This is a genomic window from Streptomyces sp. NPDC057963 (assembly GCF_042887155.1).
GTDB lineage: Bacteria > Actinomycetota > Actinomycetes > Streptomycetales > Streptomycetaceae > Streptomyces.
In genome coordinates this window covers 279,344-301,781 of the sequence record NZ_JBHVPX010000007.1, presented here as the reverse complement: position 1 = coordinate 301,781, position 22,438 = coordinate 279,344, and the positions used below count along the sequence as shown (strand labels likewise).

Here is a 22,438-nt window from a genome sequence, read left to right as displayed (position 1 = left end):
ATTTCACAGGGGTGACTTTCGGCAGTGCTCGGACGAGCCTGGGCTGCGTACCGTCGTCCGGGTGAACAGAGCGATGATCAGCGGTGCGGCTCGGCGGGCCATCGGCCCGGGGAGTCTTCTGACCGTTGCCGCGGCGGTCTGTGTCGGGTTGAGTGCCGTCAGCATGTGGTGGGCCCTGCCCGCAACCGCGGCGGCCTTTTTCGCCGGCCGGGAGCCGGGAAGGACCGGGCCCACGGTCCTCGTGCTCGTGGCCGTCGTCGCGGGCGGGGTGGTGGCGGTGGCCCTGGTGCCCTCCTGGCTGCTGATGGCGGGGCGGTTCGTCGCCGTGGTGGTGGTCGCCGCGATGCTGCCCTGGTTCGCCGGACGCTTCTGGCGCCAGTACCAGGAGCTCGTCCGGGCGGGCTGGGAGCGGGCCGGCCGGCTGGAGCGCGAACAGCAGCTCGTCGCCGAACAGGCCCGGTCCCGGGAACGGGCCCGGATCGCCCAGGACATGCACGACGTCCTCGGGCACGACCTCAGTCTCATCGCCCTGTCGGCGGGCGCCCTGAAGCTCGCCCCCGGACTCGACGAGGCCCAGCGGGCCGCGGCCGGGGAGATCCGGGCCCGGGCGGCCGCCTCGGTGGAGCGGCTCGGCGAGGTGATCGGCATCCTGCGCGAGGAAGCCGACGACGAGCCGCCGCGTGCGCCCGGCACCGGCATTCCCCGGCTGGTCGACGAAGCCGCGGCCGCCGGTCTCGTCGTCGAACTGCGGATCGACGACGCCACCGGCACCGACGCCGACGCCCTGCCGCCGCAGGCCGCACGCGCCGCCCACCGGGTCGTCCAGGAGTCCCTGACCAATGCGGCCAAGCACGCACCACGCGCGCAGGTGATCGTGCGGGTGACGCACACGGCCGAGGAGACAGCGGTCCGGGTATGGAACGGGCCCTCGCCGGCGCGCGACGGAGCGGAGGTCATACCGGGCACGGGGCGGGGACTGATCGGGCTCGATGAACGGGTGCGGCTGGCGGGCGGCACCTTCGAGTACGGACCGTACGAGGGCGGCGGCTTCACGGTCACCGCGCGGATTCCGCACTCCCAGGACGCCCTCCGTCACTCCCCGGCCGCCCTCCGTCCGGCCACCGCGCCCCGGGCGGCGGCCCCGGCACTGCCCCCGGAACACCAGCACGCCCGCAGCCGGGCCCGCCGGGCCCTGGCGACCGCGATCGTGCTGCCCCTGGTGGCGTGGGCGGTGCTGAGTGCCGCCCTCATGGGCTGGGACATCCGCTCGGCCAGGCTGTCCGTACTGGACCCGGGCGACTACGCCCGGCTGCGGGTGGGACAGGATCGGGACGCGGTGCGGCGACTGCTGCCCGAGCGCCAGACCACCCAGCGGCCGGTGGCCGGGGAACCGAAGGGACAAGGCACCACGTGCGAGTACTACGCGATGACGGCGGACCGTTTCGACGACCGGTCCGGAGACGCCTACCGGCTCTGTTTCCGCGGCGGCAGGCTGATGTCGAAGGAGGCCCTGACCCCGCAAGTGCGCCGCGCGGGGGAGGGACGGTGAGCGGCCGGTGATCCGGGTACTGATCGCCGACGACGAGCCGATGATCCGCAAAGGCGTGTGCTCGGTCCTGTCCACCGACCCCGGCATCGACGTCGTCGCCGAGGCGGCCGACGGGCACGACGCCGTCGAACTGGTCCGCCGCCACCGTCCGGCCGTCGCCGTGCTCGACATCCGGATGCCGGGGATGAACGGCATCGAGGCGGCGGCCGAGATCCGGCGCACCGCGCCGGAGACCGGGGTCGTGATGCTGACGACCTTCGGTGAGGACGACTACATCCTCCAGGCGCTCGGGGGCGGCGCCGCGGGCTTCCTGATCAAGTCGGGCGAGCCCGAGGAGCTCATCGCGGGGGTCCGCGCGGTGGCCGACGGCGCCGCCTATCTGTCACCGAAGGTCGCGGCGCGGGTCGTCGCCCATCTCTCGGCCACGGGCGCGGGCGCCCTGGCCGGCCGCCGTACCGCCGCCCGCGAACGGGTCAGCGGGCTGACCGGCCGGGAACGCGATGTGCTGGCCTTCCTCGGCAGCGGGCTGTCCAACGGTCAGATCGCCCGGCGGCTCCATGTGGTGGAAGGGACGGTCAAGGCGCATGTGAGCTCCATCCTGGCCCGGCTGGGCGTGGACAATCGCGCCGCCGCGGCGGTCGTCGCCCACGAGGCCGGGATCGTCGCGCCTGCGCAGCCGCCCTTCGATCGCTGACGCCGCTGTCCGGGCGAGCGGCAGGAAGGCGAGCAGCACGGCCGCGGTCACCGAGCCCCCGAGGACCGCACCGGCCAGCACGTCGTGCGGGTAGTGCACCCCCACCAGGACCCGCAGCAGTGCCGCCGCCCCGGCCAGCGGCAGGGTGACGGCGGCGAGGCGGGGCCGCAGCACGGCCAGGCCCACCGCGAGGCCGGCGGCCAGGGTGGCGTGGTTGCTCGGGAAGGACCAGTCGCCGGGGGCCGGGCACTCGGCGACGGCCTTTGCGGCGCCGTGCAGAGCCCGGCAGGGCCGTTCCTCGTCCACCACCAGCTTCACCGCCTCGCTGACGGCGTACGCCACCACGGTGCCGACGCCGGCGAGCACGGTACCGGCGGACAGCCGGGTGTCTCCGCGCCGCACACCGCTCCACCAGACCCACACCAGCAGCAGCCCGAGCGCCACCAGGGTGCCCTCGGTGGCCACCTCCAGCAGCGGCCCCGCCCAGGAAGGGCCGTCGGCCACCGCTTCGGTCAGCGAACGGTAGGCGGACGCGGAGGCACCCCCCTTCACCTCCACGGCCTCGTCCCTGCCCGATCCGCCGGGGGCGAGCCCCACGACGACGGCCGCCCCCGCCCCCAGGACGACACAGGCGAGCAGCGGTCGCCCGTTCCGGGTCCTGCTTCTTCCGGTTCCGGTTCCGGTTTCTCGTTTCATGAGAAGCGAACCTAGGAGCGGGGGAAGAGGGAGACCCGGGCCGAACGGCAAGGGCCTCCCCTGACGATCGTCGGGGGTACCGGGTACCGGGTGCCCGCGGCGGCGAGTGCCACCCTGGCCCCCTGCCTGTCAGGGCCGCCCATGGAGCCCCGGCCGAAGGGGCGTACACGTTGCCCGCCACGCGGCCGCGTCCGGTGAACTCGGCAGGGGTATGGAACTCCTACGAGCCAGTCGTCGCTCCGCAACGGCCGGCGTTCACGCGGCCGTCGGCGAAGGGCACGAAGTACACGGTTGCGGCGGCGGGTTCGACGGGACGTGGTCCGTACTTCCGGATGGAGAGGGCGAAGTCGATCAACAGGGTCGCCGACAGGTTCAGTGGCACGTTCCGGAACGCCGCGTACATCTCAGGGTGAAGGGAAGAACCGCATGGCACAGCCCCTGACTGCCGCAAAGGTCGTATCCGCCTTGCGAGCGGAAGGCGTGCGCATCGTTGAAGTCGGTAACTGGCGTACACACAACCGGAACTCGAAGGGGCCGTGGGGTCCGGTCAACGGGTCGATCGTGCACCACACAGTCACGAAGGGCACCGCATCCACGGTCGCCATGGTCCGTGACGGATACACAGCGCTGCCGGGCCCTCTGTGCCACGGGATGATCGCGAAGGACGGCCGGGTGCACATGGTCGGCTGGGGCCGCGCCAACCACGCCGGCGGTGGCGACCCGCGTGTGCTGGAGCAGGTCATCGCCGAGTCCTACGGCACCCGCCCGACCCCGCCCACGAAGGGCAACGCGAACGGAACCGACGGCAACGCGCGCTTCTACGGCTGGGAGTGCGAGAACCTCGGCGACGGCAAGGACCCCTGGCCCAGGGCGCAGTACCAGGCGATTGTCCGCGTCCAGGCCGCGCTGTGCCGGGCGCACGGCTGGTCGGCGAAGTCGGTGATCGGCCACCTGGAGTGGTCCAACGACAAGGTCGACCCCCGCGGCTTCACCATGGCCGAACTCCGCTCCGACGTGGCCGAGCGGCTGAAGCACCCCGCGAGCTGGAACCCGAACGAGGAGGACCCCATGGCAGGGATCACCAAGAAGGACATCTTCGACGCCGTATGGAAGACGGACGCGATCGGCGGTCCGGCGGACGCCGCGGACCACAAGACGAACCCGACCTGGCAGGCGCAGTCGATCCTGAAGGACGTGCAGGTCCGCATCCGAAACATGGACAAGACCCTGGCCGCCCAGTCCGCCGCGATCACCGCACTCGCGGGCCAGCTCGGCACGGGTGCGGACACCGAGACCATCGTCACCGCGGTCCAGGCCGCCATCAAGAACGCCGTGATCACCGTCGACATCAATTCGAAGGAGGCCTGACCACAGCCGCGCACCACCCAGCCGTCCTACCACCCCGCCACCCCGCGCCCCGGGCGGTGAGCAAGCCGTGTGACAAGCACCACCCGGCGGCCGGGCCCACGCACCGCAGTCGTACTGGCCGTATCAGGACACTCTCAGCCCCGGTAGGCGGTGCTCGCGATCTGGACGAACGAGCGGATCAGTGGATTCGTGTCGCCCGCGTTCCATGCCACCACCACGCGGCTCGGCTCCATGTCGATCAGCGGCACCACAACGAGCCCCTCTGCCGGCTGGTGGTCCAGGGGAGTCATGCCGACCGTACCGTTCCAGAGAACGGCTTGCCGGCATTCCACGACGGCGCGCACCACTGGACCCTTGCGGGGTTCTCCGCCGTTCCAGTAGGACTGCCAGAGGGGGTCGGTGCCCTCCGGGAAGACGAACCAGCGACGGTCGGCCAGATCGGCCGATTTCAGGCTGTCGTGGCAGGCCAGCGGATCGTCGGCGCGCAGGAGCGCTCCCACCGGGTCGGCGCTCAGCTCGTGCACGGTCAGGGCGGTCTCGTCGAACGGCCCGCGGGTCAGGGCGACGTCGACCAGCCCGGCGCGCAGCCCGCAGGTGGGGTCGGTCAGGTCGGTCTCACGGATGCGGACCTCAACGTGCGGGTGCCGCCGGCGGTAGGCGCCGGCCAGCCGGGTTGCGCCCACGTCGGTGCTGTCTCCCAGGATGCCGATCGTGATGGTCGCGGCGCCGGCCGCCGCTGCCACGCGTACGCGTACGCGGTCGGCCTGGTCGAGCAGGGAACGCGCCTCATCGAGCAGCACCGCCCCCACCGGAGTGAGCGTGACACCGGCGGAAGACCGGTCGAACAACGCGGCGCCGAGCTCCGTCTCCAGCTGCTTGATCGCCCGGCTCAGCGGTGGCTGGCTCATGTGCAGCCGGGCGGCGGCCCGGCCGAAGTGGAGCTCCTCGGCGACCGCCACGAAATAGCGCAACGTACGCAGCTCCATGCTGCAACGATACCCACACGGTATCGATGCCGCAGAACAGGTCTTGGACACTCGCCGTGCCCCGGCAGTGGAATCGAAGCATGACTGACGAACCGAAGACCAGTGAGCCAATCGCCGAGCCCGCCGTATCGGTGGTCGGTCCGGGCGACGGTGAGACGATCGTCCTGGGCACCACACGACTGCGTGTACTCGAAGACGGCAGCAACACCGGGCACCGCATCGGCCTCGCCGAGTCCGTCCTCGCGCCGCACACGCCCGGACCGCCGCAGCACCGCCACGCCCAGCACGACGAGGGTTTCTACATCATCTCCGGCACGGTGCGGTTCACGGTCGGAGAGAAGGACTACGACGCGACCGCGGGCACGCTCGTGATGGTCCCGCCCGGCGCACCGCACACCTTCGCCAACACGACCGATCAACCGGCCGTCATGCTCAGCACGTTCACACCGGACCTGTACGTGCAGTACTTCCGCGACCTGCAGGACATGATCGCCGGCGGCCAGGCATTGACCCCCCAAGCGACCATCCAAGTGATGAGCCGCTACGCCACCGAGCCCGTCACCGACGTCGACTGAAGACTGAAGTCCGAGGGCACAACACCGCCCGCCCCTGGTGACGGTGCGGTCAAGTGGACGCCGAAGGCCCCCAACCATGATCGGTTGGGGGCCTTCGCACTGGTGGGCGCGGACGGTTTCGAACCGCCGACATCTGCTTTGCAAGTTCGCTCCGAGCCGCACCGGCCTCTGCCGTCGACTGATGCGATGGCCAGACAGAGACGCTGGTGTACACCTCAATCCGGCCTCGTTGATGTCAGCCGTGGATGTCAGAAACCTTGTGATGTGTAGCTTTCCGTGGATCCGGTCACGGATGGTCAACCAGCCGCGCTACGGCCCCAAAGGGACACCACCGGGCCGGGATCAGTTGCTGGGGTACTGCACTTCCTTGCTGCGCAGCCGAGGTCCGGTGGGAACGACTAAGGCCGCCGATTATGCACGCCACGCCCGTACGGCCGCCCCGCCAGCCACCACTTACTCGCACCGGTTCGGCATCTGCCTCGGGCGCCACTGCGCACCTGCTGGCGGAGTACGTGGTCGATGTCCGTCAAAGCGAATTGCTAGGGGGTTTTCCCGTTCGTACAGACGAAATCATAATAAGCAACCGGGAAAGCACTGCTGAATCCGCCCGAGGGAAGCGTCCGCACGGGTTCGGGTTCACCGGACGCTGCATACCAGAGCACTGCAGTGACCGGCAAATGACTGATGTAAGATTGTTTAAATTTGTGGGCGATCCCGACCTGAATGCAGGCGTTGGTGCTTGCAGTGATGAGTCTCGCACCAGTGAAGTTGGTATTGTCCCAGAGGCAGAGATTCCCGGACGGGCAGCTGCCGTCTGTGCTGGCGGCGTGCGCTGCCGTCGAGGTTGCCATTGAGCCCCCGATAGCCAAGGCGAGTGACGACGCGCTCAATATGAATTTTCGCCATCGATTCACAGAACGTCTCTTTCCGAATCGGTGCCACTGTGACGCACAACGACTTGTGTGGCGATCCGTAACGTGCGTGCCCAGAGCGGCAGTTGATGTCGCGCCCTGAAGTTACTCGTCAGCTCCGACGAAGTCCAGTGCCCTGACCTGGTGGAACGCTACCCCTCCGGATTGGCTGGCAGTCGGCCCGCCTTTGAGAACGAGTGGTCAAGGGTAGGGGTGTAGCCCATCGTGCAGCGATGCCGCAGGCCCCCTTGACTGAAAGCGGATCAGGCGATCCGCCACCACCCCACCCCAAGCTCCCATCCCATCCGCCTTCGGCCCACACACCGTGGAGCGGGCGTGGTTCAGGGCGTCAGGGTGGAGCGCACCACTGTACGAACGACCTTGACGCCCTGGGCCGCGACTGCTCGGCTCTGCCTGGGTCGAAGGTGGTCGGGACGGGAGCCTCACGGCGCTCGCCACGCTCCGGCCAGCACTCGCGAACGGCATCCCGCCCATCCGCTTCGACGGACCCGACTCACCAACCCCACCCTCCTCGAAGACGCCATCCGCGCCGCCGCCACCCGCGTCGAACTCTCATCCCCGCGAACGAGGGAGCCGGCTTCCCACCGGCTGGGTACTGCACTGGGGCACACAACTCGACGTCCAGCCCATCAGTGCCTTCGGCAATGGTGAAGACCTCACCGAACAAGCCGTGGCCTCCTACGTCGCCAAATACGTCACCAAAGCAGCCGAGACCACCGGCACCGTCGACCACCGCACCGGCAACAAAGAAGCCCTCATCCTCCTCAACGTCCCGGACCACCGCTGGCGGCTGATCGAAGCGCGCCTGGGCAAGCTCCGCGACTGGGCCCACATGCTCGGCTTCCGCGGCCACTTCTCCACCAAATCCCGCCGCTACTCCATCACCCTCGGCGCCCTCCGCCAGGTCCGCGCCGACTACCGCGCCCAGCAACAACGCGAAGCCCTCGGCCTGCCCGACCCCGACGACCACCCCGAAGCCACCACCCTCACCCTCGCCCACTGGATCTACGCCGGCCACGGCCACACCCCCGGCGAATCCTGGCTCGCCGCCAACATCCACCGCGACATCCAACACAACCGCGACACCGCCCGCGAACACCTCGCCGAACTGCAAGACCAGCTCGCTCTGGAAGGAGCCGCAGCATGACTACCGCCACCGCCGAACTCCTCACCGTGCCGGAGGTCATGACGCGGCTCAAGCTCGAACGTTCCACGATCTACGACCTGATCCGCTCGCGTCGGCTGACCTCGATCACCATCGGTCGGTCCCGACGCATCCCCGCTGACGCCGTACGGGACTTCATCGTCGACCAGATCGAGGAGGCCGCCTGATGGCCCCCCAGCGCAAGCGCAACCCCAACGGCGCCGGCACCATCACCAAGCGCAAGGATGGGCGCTACCAGGCCGCCGTCTACGTCCTCCAGCCGGACGGCACCCGTGCCCGGAAGTTCGCCTACGGCAAGACCTGGGCCGAGTGCGACGCCAAGCGCCGTGAGCTGCTCGCCAAGGTGGACCAGGGCGTGCCGGTGCCCACACGGTCGGCGAAGCTCTCCGAGTGGCTGCCGTACTGGCTGGACAACATCATCAAGCCGCGCCGCAAGCGCACGACGTACGCGAAGTACGAGACGCACATCCGGCTCTACCTCGTGCCCATGCTCGGGTCCAAGCGCCTCGAATCGCTGGGCGTTGCCGACGTCCGACGCTTCCTCGTCCGCCTGGAGCAGCAGACCACCGCAGCAACCGCCAAAGAATCGCACCGCGTCTTGCGCACCGCTCTGACTGCTGCCTGCCGGGAAGAGCTCGTCATGCGGAACGTGGCCACCCTCGTGGAACCGCCCTCAGCCGCGGCGCGGGATCTGTCGCCCTGGTCGCTCGACGAAACGCTGACCTTCCTCACGGCCGCACGAAGGGACCCGCTCTACGCGGCCTTCGTCCTCGCCATCGCGCTCGGCTTCCGTCGCGAGGAAATCGTCGGCTTGCGGTGGGAGAACGTGGACCTCGACAAGCGGGAGATCCGGGTTCGCACCCAGCGGCAGCGTGTCCGCGGTGAGGCGTACGAGGACGATCCCAAGGGGCGCCGCAGGAAGCAGACGCTTCCCCTGCCCGCTCTCTGTGTCGCTCCGCTCCGCTGGGAACGGCTGCGGCAGGCGGCCCTACGTGAGGCTGCCGGTGATCAGTGGGAGGAAACCGGCTACGTCTTCACCACCCGCACCGGCCGGCCGATCGAGCCGCGCAACCTGTACCGCTCGTTCACCCGGGTCGCCGGCACCGCCGGACTCCGCGTGATCCGGCTGCACGATGCCCGCCACGGCTGCGCGACCCTGCTGACCGCCGCCGGCGTCGCTCCCCGCGTCGTGATGGAGATCCTCGGGCACAGCCAGATCGCCGTCACGATGAACATCTACGCTCACGTCGTCCAGGACACCCAGCGCGAGGCCGTGAGCCACCTGGACCGCATGCTGAAGCGGCAGCGTCCCGACCGTGGCTGACCGCACCCGTTGATGTCAGAAGTAGATGTCAAAGGCCCCCAACCATGATCGGTTGGGGGCCTTCGCACTGGTGGGCGCGGACGGTTTCGAACCGCCGACATCTGCTTTGTAAGAGCAGCGCTCTACCCCTGAGCTACGCACCCGTGGATGAGGCAACAGCGTACATGGACTACGGCCCACGGTCACAAACGGTTGCCGGAACGGCAGGGACCGACGGGAAACCCGGCCGCCGGGGCCGCAGCAGCACGGTCTCAGTGCCGGTCTCGGTGCCGGTCTCGGTGCCGGTGCCGGTCTCGGTGCCGGTCTCGGTGCCGGTCTCGGTGCCGGTGCCGGTCTCGGCCTCGGTCTCGTCCGGGGGATATCCCCACCCCTCATACGGTAGCCGTCCGGATTCTGCCGGGAGGGCCGGCCTACGTACGGTGGAGCCCACAGCGTCGGGGATCACCCGCCGTACAACCTGGGGGACAGTTCATCGTGGCACTCCGTACCCGCACTCTCATCGCATCAGCCGGGGTCGTGCTCCTCGGTTTCGGCCTCACCGGATGCGGCAGTGCGAATCCGGGCGACGCGCCCGCCGAACACAAGTCGTTCGCGCTCGGTGGGAAGACGCTGACCATCCACTCCGGAAATTCGTCCCTGGAGCTCGTACCGGCCGATGTGCAGAAGGTCGAGGTAACCCGTCGGGTCGACGGTTGGGTGGTTCTCGGGAACGGGCCCGATCCCCAGTGGAAGATGCAGGACGACACGCTCATGCTTCAGGTGAAGTGCAGTGCGTTGATCAGCAACTGTGCCTCGCAGCACCAGGTGAAGGTGCCGCGCGGGGTGGCGGTGGTCGTCGAGGGGGACAACGGGAAGGTCGTCGCGTCCGGCTTCGACACCCCCCTCACCCTGCACGCCGACAACGGCAAGGTGACCGTCCGGGATTCCAGTGGGCCGCTCAAGCTGGACAGCGACAACGGTGGCATCGTCACCGAAGGGGTCTCGGCCAAGTCCGTATCGGCGCGGTCCGACAACGGCAGGATCCAGCTGGGGTTCGCCTCCGCGCCGGATCTCGTGGACACCGTGAGCGACAACGGAGGGATCACCATCGATCTGCCGGCCGGCTCCGTGAGGTACGCGGTGGACGCCGTCGCGGAGAACGGACGTGTCTCGGTGGACGCGCCGCGCAGCGAGAACAGCGGCCATGTGGTGAAGGCCCGGAGCAACAACGGCCAAGTCACCGTCCGAAGCGTGAACTAACCGGCCCGTGTGTTCGTCCTTACCTGGTGGGAGAATGTACCGGGCAGGGCGAAACGGCACGGGAGAGGGATGTGACGGCGACACACGGGCGGCCGCGGGCGCGAGCGGGTGGGGGTTCCGCCGTCAGGGGCGCCAGGAGTGTCAAGGGCGCCAGGGGTGTCAGGGGATTCGCGGATGTCCTCGTACTGATGCTGCTGCCTGTGCCGCTGATCGCCGCCGCGTTGCCGGCCACATTCGCCGGGGGCGGTACGCGACGCTGGTTCGGCGGGCGCGGGGAGAGCCAGCGGGCGGACGCCCAGGCTGCGAAGGACGCCGCCGCTGCCGCCTTCTACGAGCTCGACACCGCCCAGCGCGACTTGCGGATCTCGATCGAGACGATCACCGCGGTGGACAGCTCTCCCGGGGCGCGCAGGGCGGTGGACGACTTCGCCGCTCTCGGCCGGCGGATCGACGAGGCCAGTCATACGTACATCACCGCGGTCGACGCGCACGACCTCGACCGGGACGATCTGGAGCAGGCCGTCGCGGCCAGTGCCACGACCGAGCTGACCGCCGCCAAGGACGAGCTGGTACGGGTCAAGGGCGAGCTGGACCGGTTCGCGCAGGGGCTCGGGCCGTTGCTGGGCAACGCGGAGACGCAGCTCGCCCGGCTCGCACCCGCCGTGGAGCGGGCCCGGCAGGCGCTCCTCGGTGCGAGCAACGCTCTCGACGCGGTGCGGGCGTCCGGACTGCGGGCGGACGATCTCGCCGCCCGTCTGGCGGCCCTCGCCCCCGAGCTGACCAAGCTCAACCAGGGCGCCGGCCGGCACGGCGTCCCGGAGACCTTGCAGCGTGCCGATCGGGTGCTGCGCGATGCCGAGGCGGTACGGGCCGAGGCGGCCCGGCTGCCCGAGCGTGCGGCCGAGATCGACCACCGGCTGGTGTCGTTGCGTACCCGCGCCCAGGCTCTGACGACCCGGGCGGGCTCGGTGGAGCCGGTGCTGAGCGAGCTGCGGCGGCGTTTCTCGGCCGCCTGCTGGCAGGACCTCCAGCCCGTACCGGAGCAGGCCGCGGCCAATGTGCGGCAGGCCGAGGAGAAGCTGAAGGAAGCCGCCACGGCGCGGGACGAGCAGCGGTGGGCCGACGCGACCTCCCGGCTGAGCACGGTACGTGCCCTGCTGAACGCCACGGACGAGGCGGTGTCCGCCGCGGGCGACCGGCTCCACCGGCTGAACGACGTGGCCAAGGACCCGCAGCAGGAGATCCAGCGGACCCGGTTCGCGATCCGGGACGCCCAGCGTCTGGCCATGGCCGGGCGCAACACTCCCGAACCGCGCCACGCCCGCCCGCTGGACGACGCCGTGGCCCGGCTGGACCGCGCCGTAGCCGGACTGGAGGAGCGCCATCCGGACTACTGGCACTTTCTGACCGAGACCGAAGCGGTACGGCAGACGGCCGCGCGGGTGGTCTCCGAGATCCGTGAGGAGCGCGGGGCGGGCGCCTGATCTGTACGGGCTCGTGTACGCGGACTCGCGTACGCGGGCTACTCGTGGACGGGCTTCTCGTGCACGGGCTCCCCTACACGGCTCTGCACGAACGGCGCAGGGGCGGGAACGGGCCGGGAACGAGGCCCGGGAGCGAGGCCGTGTGCGGGGCTCGGGCCTCTGGTTTCCTGATGTGCGGCAGCAGGGCCGTGGGCGGATCCTGGTAGTACGCCCGAAGGAGACCGACATGGCCACCCATGTACTGCACGCCACCGGACGGCACGCCCCGCGTCGCCGTCGCAGGGTCGAGCAGCTCGACAAGCACCTGCCGGTCGATCACCGGCTCAACCGTGTCTACCGGGTCGGGGCGGGGCTGATGGGACTGGTGCTGCTCGCCTTCGGAATCCTGGGGCTGATCGACGAGATCGGCTTCTTCAGCACCGGCGGAGCCACCGTCGCGGGCCTGAACACCAATGGCGCCCTCAGCGTCCTGTCCATCTGTGTCGGCCTGTTGCTGTTCATCGGGATGGTGATCGGCGGCAACTTCGCCTCGACGCTCAACATGATTCTGGGCATCGCCTTCATCCTCAGCGGCTTCATCAATCTCGCACTGCTCGGAACCGACTACAACTTCCTCGCCTTCCACCTCCAGAACGTGCTGTTCAGCTTTGTGGTCGGTCTGATGCTGATGGTCTTCGGGATGTACGGGCGGGTCAGCGGCGGCCTCCCGCACGACAATCCGTACTGGCGCACCCGCCACCCCGAGGAGGCCGAACGGGAGCTGCGGACGGTCCGGAGGACCGCACCCGAAGCGATGCCGGTCGTCCGTCGCCCTGAATCGTGAGCCCACTGGCCCACTGGCCCACTGGCCCGTTGGCTCATGAGCCCGCGAACCCGTGGGCGCGGGTAGGCGCGTAGGCGACTCCTGGACCCGTACCCCGGCTTCTCCGCGCCCGTCGGCCGCAGCCCGTCGGGCGCCGCCCGGCGAGCCTGTCTTCCATGGGTCCGCGCCGGTTAGCCTGGGCCCATGCCTCGTTACGAGTACCGCTGCCGCTCCTGCGGAGACACGTTCGAACTCAGCCGCCCGATGGCCCAGTCCTCGGACCCGGCCTCCTGCCCCGCCGGACACGCCGACACCGTGAAGCTGCTGTCCACCGTTGCCGTGGGCGGGTCGTCGGCCAAGTCCGCCTCCGCCGCCCCGCCAGCAGGCGGGGGCGGGGGCGGCTGCTGCGGTGGGGGCTGCTGCGGCTGAGGGAGCGGGCAGCCGGGGCCGCCGGCCCGCGGCCGCTATCGCTTGCGGGAGAACGTCAGCCCGTCGGACACGGTGAGCATCACGCTGTCCATGCGCGGATCGGCGGCAACGTGGTCGTTGAATTCCTTGATCGCCGCCGCTCCACCGGTCGCCTGCGGATCGGTCACGCAGCCGTGGAACAGCACGTTGTCCGTGACGACAAGACCGCCCTGCCGCATCCGGCTCACATGCTGCTCCTGCGGGACGAGGGTGCCTGCCCCTGACCCGATGCCCGCAGGAAGTACCGAAGGATCTCCTCGCCCGCCGCCACGCCGCACTCGGCCGTCACGTCGACGTGCGGGGCGCTCCAGCCGTTGTCGGCGAGTTCGCCATGGGCGGGGCGCCAGGCGCGGTCGGCGGCGAGGAGCAGATCGGCGTCCAGGAGGCTGTCGCCGGCGGCGAGAGTGAGCGTGGCGCCGGTGCGCCGGGCGACTTCCTCCATGGCGGCGCTCTTGGTGAGCGGGCCCGGCACGGCGTAGATCTTGCGGCCCTGGAGGGAGACCGTCCAGCCGCGGGTCTCCGCCCACTCCCCCAGCTCGTCGACCCAGCCCTCCGGCAGCAGCGGGCGTTCGACGACGAGGTAGGCGAAGAGGTCCTCGGCGACCCGCTCCTTGAGCAGCCAGGCCGGGTCGGCCGCGGCCAGGAGATGGGCGCGGACCTCGGCGAGCGAGGCGCATTCGTCGGCGAGCCGACGGGCCACCCGTGTCTGCCAGTCGGGGTCGGACACCCCGTCGACCAGGAGGTGTCCCCCGTTGGCGCAGATCGCGAACCGCGGTGCGGGGCCGGGGAGACGGATCCGGCCGTACTGCTCGCGGGTGCGGGTGGTCGTGGGGACGAAGACCGTGGAGCGGCCGAGCTCGTCGAGCAGTGTCGCGGCCGTCTCGGTCAGGTAGGAGAGCGGTTTGTGGTCGTACACCTCTACGCAGAGCAGCCGGGGCGCCTCGGCATCGGGCATGGACAGCCGGAGCGCCGCCGCCGAATAGATCAGGGTGCGGTCGAGGTCGCTGGCGACCAGCGTCACAGGAGCGGCTGAGACGGCAGAGGTGGCAGAAACGGCCGGGGAGGGCACGGTGGCCGGGACAGCAGAGGTGACCGGGACGGCAGAGGTAGCGGGGTCGGAAGTGGAGGGGGCGGCCGGGGTCGTCACTTCGACTCCACCGCCTTGCCGTCCGCGCCTGTCGCACCCCTGGTGTACTTCGGGTGGATCAACCCGACGCAGGTGTACGGGAGTCCGTCGACCTCCTCGATCGGTACACCCCGCTGCTCGGCCAGCAGACGGATGTGATCGAGGTCCGCGCCCGCGCCGCGCTTGGCGAGGATCTTCCACGGGACGCGGCGCAGCAGTACGCGGGTCGTCTCACCGACGCCCGGCTTGACCAGGTTCACATCGTGGATGCCGTACTCCTCGCTGATGCGTTCCACCGCGGCCCAGCCTTCCCAGGTGGGTGCGCGGTCGGCCGCGAGGAGCCCCTTGACGTCGGCGTCCACGGCGTCGACGACCTCGTCGAAATGGGCGGCGACGGCGTCGAGGAAGTGGCCGGACACATCGGCGTCCGCGAGCTCCCGGTAGAACTTCGCGCCGTGGAAGTCGTCCGGGCCGACCAGGTCGGAGCGCAGGACGGTCCGTGAAATCAGCCCGGACACGGTCGAGTTGAGACAGGCGGACGGAATGAGGAAGTCCTCGCGGGTGCCATGGGTGCGGACACAGCCACCCGGGTCGGCCAGGACCGCGATCTCCGGGTTGAAGCCGTCGAACTCGGCGAGCGCCGCGGAGAGTTCACGGGTGATCGCTCCCTTGCCCGTCCAGCCGTCGACGAAGACGACGTCCGCCGGGTCGTGGTGGGCGGCCAGCCAGCGCAGCGCGGTGGCGTCGATGCCGCGCCCCCGCACGATGGAGACGGCGTAGTGCGGCAGATCGACCCCGTGCCGGTGCCGGGCCCAGCGGCGCATGAGCACACCGACCGGAGTACCGGCCCTGGCGAGCGAGACCAGGACGGGCCGGGGGCCCCGCTCGGCGAGGACCGTCTCGGTGACGGTGCCGACGGCACGGGCGACGCGGGCGGCCGACAGCTCCAGGGCCGCCTTGAAGAGCTCCTGGTACTGGGCGGACGGCTGGTACTCGACGGGCAGCGACTCGGCGTAGTGCGCGCCACCGCTCTGTATCGCCTCCTCGCGCTCTTCGGTGGGCGCCTCCAGCTCGGTGTCCGAGAAGTCCTGGAGCAGCCAGCCGACGTCGTCCGGTGCGTAGGAGGAGAAGGCGGGGCCGCGGAGGGGCTCGGGCAGCATGGGGGGGTCCTGCCGTTCGGAGACGTTCGGAGTGGGGTTCAACGTCCCGTCCGACGGAACGTCCGACGAGACGTCCGACGAGACGTACGGGTGGAGACCCGGCCGGTCCTCCGACGGAACGTACGAGGGAACGACCACCAGCAGGACGTGGTCGGTGTGGGCGGCGAGCTGCGCCAGCAAGCCGTCGGGAGCATGGAGTTCGGGCGTGTCGGCGGTGGAGTCGACGGCCACGACCACGGCGTCGAAACCGGCGCCCGCGACGTTGTACGCGTACCGGTCACCGGGCCCGTCGGCCGGGTTGTCGTGGGCCGGGAAGACGAGCCGGCTGCGTATCGCGTAGCCGGGGTCGTCCACGGCCAGGACGGGGGAACGCGTGGTGGTGGAGTAGCGCACCTCTGCGTCGAGGTGGCCCTCCAGGGCCGTGCCCAGGCGGAGGGGGGCGTACATGAGCTCCTCGAAGCCGAGGATCAGTACGCGGCGTGCGTCGCCCAGTGCCGCGGCAAGGCGGGCGGCCATGGCCGGGAGGGCCGGCTCCAGAGCGGCCCGGTGAGCGGGGGTGAAGCCGTGCCGTCCGCCGTCGGGCACACCGGCGGGCCACTGGAGGTCCACCCGGGTGCACGGTCGGCGAACAGGCTCTACGGCCGTTTCCGGAGCTGGGGAACCCGTCCTCTCCGGACTCCTCTCCGGACTCCTCTCCGGACTCCTCTCCGGACTCCTCTCCGAGGCGGCGCTCTCCTGCGCGGCGACCAGTGCCTGGCCCTTGGCCAGGACGCCCTCCGGGAGGACGACCGTGCCCGAGCTCCTCGCCACCAGGTCGACGCGCGCGCCGATCTCCGCGGCGAACTCGGTCAGCCGTCCCTGGTCGGCCGCGGACCGCATGTCCACCAGGGCGACGACGACGTACCTGCTCCGCGGGTACCTCTCGTGCAGCGCGCGGATGGTGTTGAGCACCGTGTTGCCCGTGGAGAACTCGTCGTCCACCAGCACCAGCGGGGCGTCCGCGTCCGCGCCTCTCCCCGCGTCCGTTTCCGCGTCCACGCCCTTCCCGGCGTCCGTTTCCGCGTCCACGCCGGCCTGCACGCCGGCGCCCGAGCCCGCCGGGCCGTGCCCGCCCGCCAGCAGATTCGGGTCCTCGGGGAGCAGCAGGTGCGAGGTGGCGTGCGAATGCGACTCCTCGAAGCCGCCTGCCCGCGCCACACCCTCGACGGGGCGGCGGGTCGAGTGCAGGTAGGGCGCCACGCCGAGCCCGTCGGCGACCGCGTGGCCGAGACCGGTGGCCGTCTCCGCGTAACCGAGCACGACCGCCCGGCGCGCCTCGGCGTCGCCGAGGAGTGCGTGCACCCGCCGGCCGAGCTCGAATCCGACGCCGTACACCACGGAGGGCTTCTGCGGCACATGCTTGCCGAGCACGTTCGACACGAGCAGATGGGCCCGCTTGGGATTGCGGCGCAGGGCGAGGCCCAGCTGCTCTCTCAGCTCGCCGTCGCCGTCGGGCTTCCCGTCACCGACGAGCTCGACGCCCAGTCGCTCCGCCACCCAGCTGCCCGACCACACCACGTTCGCCGTCTCTTTCCTTGCCGCGCGCTCGCTCATCGAGACACGCTCGTTCCGCGGGGCTCCCGCGATCCACGGACCACGCTCACCCCGCAGGGCCCGTTCATCCCGCAAGGCCCCTTCGCCCCGCTCGCCCCACGCAGCCCGCTCGCCCCGCTCACTCCGCGAGGCCCGCGGCCAGCAGCTCCACGAAGCCGACGTCCTCCCTCGCCACGCCGAAGACCTCGGCCCGCTGGAGGGTCCGCTCGGCCCAGGCGCGGTGCGGCTTCACCTCGTTCATCTTGTTCGTGTACGCGGAGCGCATGACGCCACCGCCGCCGCGTTCCGGCCGCACGATGTCCTGCGCGTCGCTGAACTCCTCGTGGCTGACCACGGACAGCGCGTGCACGGGCGCGACGTGCGACGGATGGATGCAGGTCTTGCCGAGCAGCCCGTTGGCGCGGTCGAGCTCGATCTCGCGCAGCAGGCCGTCCAGGTCGTGCTCGATCAGCGCCGTGCGCAGCTCCTCGGCCCGGCCCTCCAGGAAGGGGCTGCGGCGCAGCTGCGGTTTGAACATGCGCTCCTGGCGCCGGAAGTACTCCCACACCGGTCCGGTGATCGTGAAGCCCGTGCCGTCCGCGCGGCCCAGCACATTGACCACGTCGGCGATGACATCACCGACGATCCGTACGTCGTACGCCGTCATGTCGGGCGCCCTGCGGAGCCCGTACGCCGAGCAGAAGTCGGTGACGCCGAGTCGCAGCGCGAGCACCCGCTCGCGGTATTTGTCGACGGTGCGGGCTATTCCCTGGAGCGCTTCGCCGCGGGTTTCCAGATGGAGCAGCTCGGGCGATTCAAGAACGGGCATCGCGAACAGGCGCTGCCCACACGCCTTTTCGGCGCCGGCAACCGCTTCCATGAAGGGCACGCCGCGCTCTTCGGTGAACTTGGGAAGTACAAAACCAGACAACAACCGGACCGCGGAGCCGAGCCGCTCCACCAGGTCGGCCACCTGACCCGGTTCCCGGACCCGGACGAAGAGCAGCGGCACGTCCACGCTACGCGCGTCGAGCTCGGCGAACTGCCTGACCAGGTTCTCCTCGGCGCCGACGACCTCGGAGTCGTCGATCGAATCCTCCAGGCACAGCACCATCGAGACAACACCGCGCCCGACCTGCTTGATGACATCGTCAGCAAGTCTCGGCCTGGTGGCAGGGCTGTACAGGGTCGCTCCCAGAGCGGCCGAAAGCACGCGGGCCGACGAGTCCGCGCCGAATTCGCATGGCTCCTGGAAGAACAGACCCTCTCTCGCAGCGGGCGCAATATGCCCGAAATGACGCATGTGATTCCCCCGAACTGCCGGACCGACCGGACAACGTATGGCCGGTAATAGTACGTACGGACGGGTGTCGACAGTTCCCCACGTGCATGAATTCCGGGTAACTCGGCCATTTCCCGATGGGTCGACGTACCACGGACGACGCGCTTCCGACGCACTGCCGAGACACCCGGTGCGACCCCCGCGTTGTCCGCGCGGGCAACCAGCAGGCAGGATGACCGGCATGACGCACGCGATGGTGAAAGGCTCGAACGTCCCTCTGGACGCCTTGGCCGTACGGGCCGTGCTGCGCTGGACCCCGGGCGCCGGGGTTCCGGATGTGGACGCCTCGGCCCTGCTGCTCGGAGCCGACGGCCGCGTGCGCTCGGACGAGGACTTCGTCTTCTACAACCAGCCCCGCCACCCCTCCGGCCTGGTACGACGGCTACCGAAGCGCAGCGTCCCCGAAGGGCTCACGGACAGCATCGAGGCCGACCTCAACGCGCTCGACCCCTCGGTCGACCAGGTGGTCGTCGCCGCGTCCTCCGACGGAGCCGCATTCGCTCAGGTGCGCGATCTGCGCATCCTGCTGTACGACGCGGCGGCGGACGGGGACCCGCTCGCCGTCTTCGACGTGCGACCGGAGACCGGCGAGGAGACGGCGATCATCTGCGGCGAGCTCTACCGGCGCGGCGATGGCTGGAAATTCCGGGCCGTGGGGCAGGGCTATCCGACCGGTCTGGTGGGCCTGGCGACCGCCTTCGGCATCTCGGTCGACGAGGCGGAGGCCGCGGCGGAGCCCGATCCGGCACCATCGCCCGCGAGCGCTCCCCTGCCCGCGGCGGCCGCCGTCCCCGTGACGGCCCCCGGCTTCCCGCCGCCCGCGCCCGCGTTCCCGCCCGCACCGGCACCGGGTCCGGACTCGCAGGTGACGGTGCAGCACCAGCAGCCCGCCTACGGCTACCCGCAGCCCGCGGTGGCCCAGCCGGCGCCCCAGGCCGTTCCCCAGCCCGCGTACGGGTATCCGCAGCCAGCCACCGCCCGGCCCGCCTACGGATATCCGCAGCCCGCCGCGGCCGCGGCGCCCGCCCCCGACCCGAATTTCGTGCTGCCCCCGCAGGGGCCGCAGTTCGTACGGCCCTGAGGCGGCCGGCGTCCCCCGGGCCCAAGGCCGGGGGATACTTCCCCCGGACCCCGAGGCCGGGACCTCGGCTCCGGAACCTCGGCTCCGGCGCCTCAAGCCCGGGACCTCGGCTCCGGGGCCTCAGGTCCGAAGGCCGCGGCTCAGGGCCCAGGTCCGAAGGGCCTCAGCTCCTGGTCTTGTAGCCGCGCCCCCACTGCAGGCCCCAGCCGTACAGCCGGTCCAGCTCCGACTGGAACCCGTACACGAACTTCACCTCGCGCCGCACGATCAGTTCGTCCTTGATGTTCTCCACCGTGAACACAGCGCAGGAGCGGGCCTCCGGGGCGTGCTCGTCGAGTTCGATCTCGATCCGCGGGCCGTTGCCCGGGTAGAGCGTCACCTTGGCGTGCGTACGGTCGAAGGCCGGGGTCTGGTCGTAGATGTAGACGAAGAACAGCAGCCGCTTGATCTGGTCGCGCTGGTCGAGATTGACGTAGACGGTCTCGCCCGACGGCGCCCCGAAGCGGTCGTCCCCGCTGAGCCGGATGTACGGCGGCGCGTTCAGGTCGCCCAGGAGGTTGCCCAGCGGCTGGACCACGCCCTTGGTGCCGTCCGTCAGCTCGTACATGCAGCCGAGGTCCAGGTCGACATTGACCATGCCCTGGGTGTGCGCCTGGACCACATCGGGCTTGAAGAACTTCATGGGCCGCAGCAGCCGGCCGCTCTGCCGCGACCTGCCCTCGATGTCGGACGTCCGCATCCGCCAGGAGAGGTTGACCCGCAGATTGCCGGTCAGCGCCCCCTGTTTGGTCAGTGAGACCGTGGCGTGCCGTCTGGAGAGCACGATGGAGTCGGTCGATGCGTTGCCCGACTCGAAGAACGCCTCTCTCCGGGTCCACAGGCTGTCCCAGAACGCCATCCCCAACCCCCACACGTATCGGTAGAAACACAAGTGCTCCGGCCCTGCTGCCGCCCCGTGCGTCGCACAGGGCGTCCACATCACTGCGGGGCGGCCGCCGGGCCGGGTCCGGGTGTTCCCGGTGAACCGTCGCCGTACGGACCGCCCCGCTGAGAGCGTTCCTCAATCCCTACCGGGTCACACCCCGGACGGGACTTCTGCCTTGGAACCCGCGTCGTTGTCCCCGCCCGCGGCCTCCAGGGCCTTGTTGCGCCGGACCGAGGACCAGAAGGACCAGGCGATCAGCACGACGCCGACGAGGCCGGTGATGAGTTCGTTGATCTCGTACTGGATGGTGACGAGGAGGATGACGGCCAGTGCGCCGATGGCGTAGTGGGCGCCGTGCTCCAGGTAGACGTAGTCGTCGAGGGTGCCCTGACGGACCAGGTACACCGTGAGCGAACGGACGTACATGGCGCCGATACCGAGGCCGAGGGCCATCAGCACGATCTCGTTGGAGATGGCGAAGGCGCCGATGACGCCGTCGAACGAGAAGGACGCGTCGAGCACTTCCAGGTAGAGGAACATGAAGAACGCAGCCTTGCCGGAGAGCGCGACCGCGGAGAGCTTCTTGCCGCTCTTCCTGGCCTCCTCCTCGGCCTCGTGCTCCCGCTCCTCCTCTTCCTCCAGCTTGTTCTCGAAGAAGCCGGAGAGACCGCCGACGATGAGGTAGGTGATCAGACCCGCGACTCCGGCGAGCAGGACGGTCTCCGCCTTGTCCGCGTGGCCGCCGCCGTGCTGGTGCGCGCTCGTCGCGAAGGTCATGGCCGCGATCAGCAGCACGATCAGGGCGATGCAGACCGACAGCATGTCGACCTTGCCGAGCTTGGCGAGCGGGCGCTCGATCCAGCGCAGCCACTGGATGTCCCGGTCCTCGAAGATGAAGTCAAGGAAGATCATCAGCAGGAACATGCCACCGAACGCGGCAATCGCCGGGTGGGCGTCCGTGACCAGTTCCTGATAGCGGTCGGGCTGACTGAACGAGAGATCGACCGCCTCGATCGGGCCCATCTTCGCGGTGATGGCCACGATCACGACGGGGAACACCAGCCGCATGCCGAAGACCGCGATGAGCACACCGACCGTGAGGAAGATCTTCTGCCAGAAGGCATTCATCTTCTTCAGGATTCCGGCGTTGACCACCGCGTTGTCGAAGGACAGCGAGATCTCCAGGACGGAAAGGATCGCAACCACTCCGAAGGCTTCCCACCCCCCGTAGATCACCGCTGCGACCAGGCCGAGCGCGGTAACCGCGAACGACCAGCCGAAGGTTTTCAGAAGCACTGGCTACCCCATCGTGTATGTAACGGGTCTCCCCCGGGTGTGTACGGGGCTCCCCCGCGCCGTGCGCGGTTTTACGAAACGTTGACCCCGAAGTCTAGAGCGATACCGCGCAGCCCGGACGCGTACCCCTGTCCCACTGCCCGGAACTTCCACTCGCCGTTGTACCGATAGAGCTCGCCGAAGATCATCGCCGTTTCCGTCGAGGCGTCCTCGGTGAGGTCGTAACGCGCGAGTTCCTGACCGTCCGCCTGATTCACCACGCGAATGAACGCATTGCTGACCTGGCCGAAGGTCTGCCCCCGGTTGTCCGCCTCATGGATCGAGACCGGGAAAATGATCTTGTCGCAGTGCGCCGGCACCTGGGTGAGATTCACGATGACCGACTCGTCGTCGCCCTCGCCCTCACCCGTGAGGTTGTCACCGGTGTGCTCCACGGAGCCGTCGGGGCTCTTGAGGTTGTTGTAGAACACGAACCATTCGTCGCCGAGCACCCGGCCCGACTGGCACAGCAGAGCGCTGGCGTCGAGGTCGAAGTCGGCGCCCGTGGTGGATCGTGCGTCCCAGCCGAGCCCGACCAGCACCTGGGTGAGGTTGGGTGCGGCCTTGGAGAGGGAGACGTTGCCTCCCTTGGCGAGCGTGACGCCCATGGTGTGT

The 22,438-nt window shown here is 69.9% G+C and carries 20 protein-coding genes, 1 tRNA gene and 3 pseudogenes; 13 read left to right on the top strand and 11 right to left on the bottom strand.

Annotated features, from left to right (window positions below; translation table 11 throughout):
- Window positions 1–61: 61 nt before the first annotated feature.
- Together ACFVT1_RS19170 and ACFVT1_RS19165 are read left to right on the top strand one after the other, a co-directional pair.
- Window positions 62–1,549 carry a sensor histidine kinase gene (locus ACFVT1_RS19170; protein ID WP_389796684.1) on the top strand — a complete coding sequence of 496 codons (1,488 nt, stop codon included), beginning with the start codon at window positions 62–64 and terminating at the stop codon, window positions 1,547–1,549.
- Between the two features lie 7 nt (window positions 1,550–1,556).
- Complete coding sequence (locus tag ACFVT1_RS19165) at window positions 1,557–2,243, top strand: response regulator (RefSeq protein ID WP_389796682.1); 687 nt, start codon at window positions 1,557–1,559, stop codon at window positions 2,241–2,243.
- 87 nt (window positions 2,244–2,330) lie between these two features.
- Here the strand turns inward: ACFVT1_RS19165 and ACFVT1_RS19160 are convergent.
- A pseudogene (locus tag ACFVT1_RS19160) lies at window positions 2,331–2,549 on the bottom strand (phosphatase PAP2 family protein); the annotation flags it as partial.
- On the opposite strand from ACFVT1_RS19160, the gene ACFVT1_RS19155 reads away from it, so the two are divergent.
- Together ACFVT1_RS19155 and ACFVT1_RS19150 are read left to right on the top strand one after the other, a co-directional pair.
- A complete protein-coding gene (locus ACFVT1_RS19155; RefSeq protein WP_389796998.1) occupies window positions 2,458–2,769 on the top strand; it encodes a hypothetical protein in 312 nt (103 codons plus the stop codon). The pseudogene ACFVT1_RS19160 and the gene ACFVT1_RS19155 sit on opposite strands and share 92 nt — an antisense overlap.
- 596 nt (window positions 2,770–3,365) lie before the next feature.
- A complete protein-coding gene (locus tag ACFVT1_RS19150; RefSeq protein ID WP_389796679.1) occupies window positions 3,366–4,307 on the top strand; it encodes an N-acetylmuramoyl-L-alanine amidase in 942 nt (313 codons plus the stop codon).
- A 134-nt stretch (window positions 4,308–4,441) separates the two neighbouring features.
- Here ACFVT1_RS19150 and ACFVT1_RS19145 read toward each other — a convergent pair whose 3' ends face one another.
- Window positions 4,442–5,293: a LysR family transcriptional regulator gene (locus tag ACFVT1_RS19145; RefSeq protein ID WP_389796676.1), complete on the bottom strand. Its 852-nt coding sequence runs from the start codon at window positions 5,291–5,293 to the stop codon at window positions 4,442–4,444.
- Between the two features lie 80 nt (window positions 5,294–5,373).
- Here ACFVT1_RS19145 and ACFVT1_RS19140 point away from each other — a divergent pair, with 80 nt between their 5' ends.
- Window positions 5,374–5,868: a cupin domain-containing protein gene (locus ACFVT1_RS19140; protein ID WP_389796673.1), complete on the top strand. Its 495-nt coding sequence runs from the start codon at window positions 5,374–5,376 to the stop codon at window positions 5,866–5,868.
- A 539-nt stretch (window positions 5,869–6,407) separates the two neighbouring features.
- On the opposite strand, the gene ACFVT1_RS19135 is transcribed toward ACFVT1_RS19140, so the two are convergent.
- Window positions 6,408–6,719: a peptidase inhibitor family I36 protein gene (locus ACFVT1_RS19135; RefSeq protein WP_389796670.1), complete on the bottom strand. Its 312-nt coding sequence runs from the start codon at window positions 6,717–6,719 to the stop codon at window positions 6,408–6,410.
- 553 nt (window positions 6,720–7,272) lie between these two features.
- Between ACFVT1_RS19135 and ACFVT1_RS19130 the strand changes: the two are divergent.
- From ACFVT1_RS19130 to ACFVT1_RS19120, 3 genes and pseudogenes are all read left to right on the top strand, one after another.
- Window positions 7,273–7,947, top strand: a pseudogene (locus ACFVT1_RS19130) (replication initiator); the annotation flags it as partial.
- Window positions 7,944–8,132 (top strand): helix-turn-helix domain-containing protein, encoded by a 189-nt coding sequence (locus tag ACFVT1_RS19125; protein ID WP_389796669.1) that lies wholly within the window; start codon window positions 7,944–7,946, stop codon window positions 8,130–8,132. The pseudogene ACFVT1_RS19130 and the gene ACFVT1_RS19125, both read left to right, overlap by 4 nt.
- The gene (locus ACFVT1_RS19120; RefSeq protein ID WP_389796667.1) at window positions 8,132–9,289 is read left to right on the top strand and encodes a tyrosine-type recombinase/integrase; all 1,158 of its coding nucleotides are present in this window, start codon (window positions 8,132–8,134) and stop codon (window positions 9,287–9,289) included. Before ACFVT1_RS19125 ends, ACFVT1_RS19120 begins: the two co-directional genes overlap by 1 nt.
- A 68-nt stretch (window positions 9,290–9,357) precedes the next feature.
- Here the strand turns inward: ACFVT1_RS19120 and ACFVT1_RS19115 are convergent.
- A tRNA-Val gene (locus ACFVT1_RS19115) sits at window positions 9,358–9,432 on the bottom strand.
- 331 nt (window positions 9,433–9,763) lie between these two features.
- Here ACFVT1_RS19115 and ACFVT1_RS19110 point away from each other — a divergent pair.
- The 4 genes from ACFVT1_RS19110 to ACFVT1_RS19095 all read left to right on the top strand — a co-directional run bounded on the left by ACFVT1_RS19110 (window position 9,764) and on the right by ACFVT1_RS19095 (window position 13,243).
- Entirely contained in the window at window positions 9,764–10,528 is a 765-nt protein-coding gene (locus ACFVT1_RS19110) for a DUF4097 family beta strand repeat-containing protein (protein ID WP_389796665.1), read from the top strand.
- 71 nt (window positions 10,529–10,599) lie between these two features.
- Window positions 10,600–12,012: a hypothetical protein gene (locus tag ACFVT1_RS19105; protein WP_389796663.1), complete on the top strand. Its 1,413-nt coding sequence runs from the start codon at window positions 10,600–10,602 to the stop codon at window positions 12,010–12,012.
- Window positions 12,013–12,238: 226 nt separating this feature from the next.
- Window positions 12,239–12,835, top strand: coding sequence for a DUF4383 domain-containing protein (locus ACFVT1_RS19100; RefSeq protein WP_389796661.1), 597 nt, complete (start codon window positions 12,239–12,241; stop codon window positions 12,833–12,835).
- 183 nt (window positions 12,836–13,018) lie between these two features.
- Complete coding sequence (locus tag ACFVT1_RS19095) at window positions 13,019–13,243, top strand: zinc ribbon domain-containing protein (protein WP_389796660.1); 225 nt, start codon at window positions 13,019–13,021, stop codon at window positions 13,241–13,243.
- A gap of 35 nt (window positions 13,244–13,278) precedes the next feature.
- On the opposite strand, the pseudogene ACFVT1_RS19090 reads toward ACFVT1_RS19095, so the two are convergent.
- The 4 genes and pseudogenes from ACFVT1_RS19090 to ACFVT1_RS19075 form a co-directional block, all read right to left on the bottom strand.
- Window positions 13,279–13,473: pseudogene (locus ACFVT1_RS19090) on the bottom strand (O-methyltransferase); the annotation flags it as partial.
- Window positions 13,467–14,351: an HAD family hydrolase gene (locus tag ACFVT1_RS19085; protein WP_389796965.1), complete on the bottom strand. Its 885-nt coding sequence runs from the start codon at window positions 14,349–14,351 to the stop codon at window positions 13,467–13,469. The pseudogene ACFVT1_RS19090 and the gene ACFVT1_RS19085, both read right to left, overlap by 7 nt.
- Before the next feature lie 74 nt (window positions 14,352–14,425).
- The gene (locus ACFVT1_RS19080; RefSeq protein WP_389796659.1) at window positions 14,426–17,161 is read right to left on the bottom strand and encodes a phosphoribosyltransferase; all 2,736 of its coding nucleotides are present in this window, start codon (window positions 17,159–17,161) and stop codon (window positions 14,426–14,428) included.
- Window positions 17,162–17,279: 118 nt separating this feature from the next.
- Entirely contained in the window at window positions 17,280–18,443 is a 1,164-nt protein-coding gene (locus tag ACFVT1_RS19075) for an HpcH/HpaI aldolase/citrate lyase family protein (RefSeq protein WP_389796657.1), read from the bottom strand.
- Between the two features lie 220 nt (window positions 18,444–18,663).
- Here ACFVT1_RS19075 and ACFVT1_RS19070 point away from each other — a divergent pair, with 220 nt between their 5' ends.
- Window positions 18,664–19,563 (top strand): TerD family protein, encoded by a 900-nt coding sequence (locus ACFVT1_RS19070; protein WP_389796654.1) that lies wholly within the window; start codon window positions 18,664–18,666, stop codon window positions 19,561–19,563.
- A gap of 163 nt (window positions 19,564–19,726) precedes the next feature.
- On the opposite strand, the gene ACFVT1_RS19065 is transcribed toward ACFVT1_RS19070, so the two are convergent.
- The 3 genes from ACFVT1_RS19065 to ACFVT1_RS19055 form a co-directional block, all read right to left on the bottom strand.
- Entirely contained in the window at window positions 19,727–20,461 is a 735-nt protein-coding gene (locus ACFVT1_RS19065; RefSeq protein ID WP_389796652.1) for a Tellurium resistance, read from the bottom strand.
- Between the two features lie 177 nt (window positions 20,462–20,638).
- Window positions 20,639–21,784 (bottom strand): DUF475 domain-containing protein, encoded by a 1,146-nt coding sequence (locus tag ACFVT1_RS19060; protein ID WP_389796650.1) that lies wholly within the window; start codon window positions 21,782–21,784, stop codon window positions 20,639–20,641.
- A gap of 71 nt (window positions 21,785–21,855) precedes the next feature.
- The gene (locus tag ACFVT1_RS19055) at window positions 21,856–22,431 is read right to left on the bottom strand and encodes a TerD family protein (protein ID WP_384460342.1); all 576 of its coding nucleotides are present in this window, start codon (window positions 22,429–22,431) and stop codon (window positions 21,856–21,858) included.
- Window positions 22,432–22,438: the final 7 nt, after the last annotated feature.

Coding starts and splice junctions, on each gene's coding strand:
- ACFVT1_RS19055 (WP_384460342.1), bottom strand. CDS start 22,431: ATGGGCGTCACGCTCGCCAAGGGAGGCAACGTCTCCCTCTCCAAGGCC.
- ACFVT1_RS19100 (WP_389796661.1), top strand. CDS start 12,239: ATGGCCACCCATGTACTGCACGCCACCGGACGGCACGCCCCGCGTCGC.
- ACFVT1_RS19145 (WP_389796676.1), bottom strand. CDS start 5,293: ATGGAGCTGCGTACGTTGCGCTATTTCGTGGCGGTCGCCGAGGAGCTC.
- ACFVT1_RS19095 (WP_389796660.1), top strand. CDS start 13,019: ATGCCTCGTTACGAGTACCGCTGCCGCTCCTGCGGAGACACGTTCGAA.
- ACFVT1_RS19080 (WP_389796659.1), bottom strand. CDS start 17,161: ATGAGCGAGCGCGCGGCAAGGAAAGAGACGGCGAACGTGGTGTGGTCG.
- ACFVT1_RS19120 (WP_389796667.1), top strand. CDS start 8,132: ATGGCCCCCCAGCGCAAGCGCAACCCCAACGGCGCCGGCACCATCACC.
- ACFVT1_RS19135 (WP_389796670.1), bottom strand. CDS start 6,719: ATGGCAACCTCGACGGCAGCGCACGCCGCCAGCACAGACGGCAGCTGC.
- ACFVT1_RS19140 (WP_389796673.1), top strand. CDS start 5,374: ATGACTGACGAACCGAAGACCAGTGAGCCAATCGCCGAGCCCGCCGTA.
- ACFVT1_RS19125 (WP_389796669.1), top strand. CDS start 7,944: ATGACTACCGCCACCGCCGAACTCCTCACCGTGCCGGAGGTCATGACG.
- ACFVT1_RS19075 (WP_389796657.1), bottom strand. CDS start 18,443: ATGCGTCATTTCGGGCATATTGCGCCCGCTGCGAGAGAGGGTCTGTTC.
- ACFVT1_RS19150 (WP_389796679.1), top strand. CDS start 3,366: ATGGCACAGCCCCTGACTGCCGCAAAGGTCGTATCCGCCTTGCGAGCG.
- ACFVT1_RS19065 (WP_389796652.1), bottom strand. CDS start 20,461: ATGGCGTTCTGGGACAGCCTGTGGACCCGGAGAGAGGCGTTCTTCGAG.
- ACFVT1_RS19070 (WP_389796654.1), top strand. CDS start 18,664: ATGACGCACGCGATGGTGAAAGGCTCGAACGTCCCTCTGGACGCCTTG.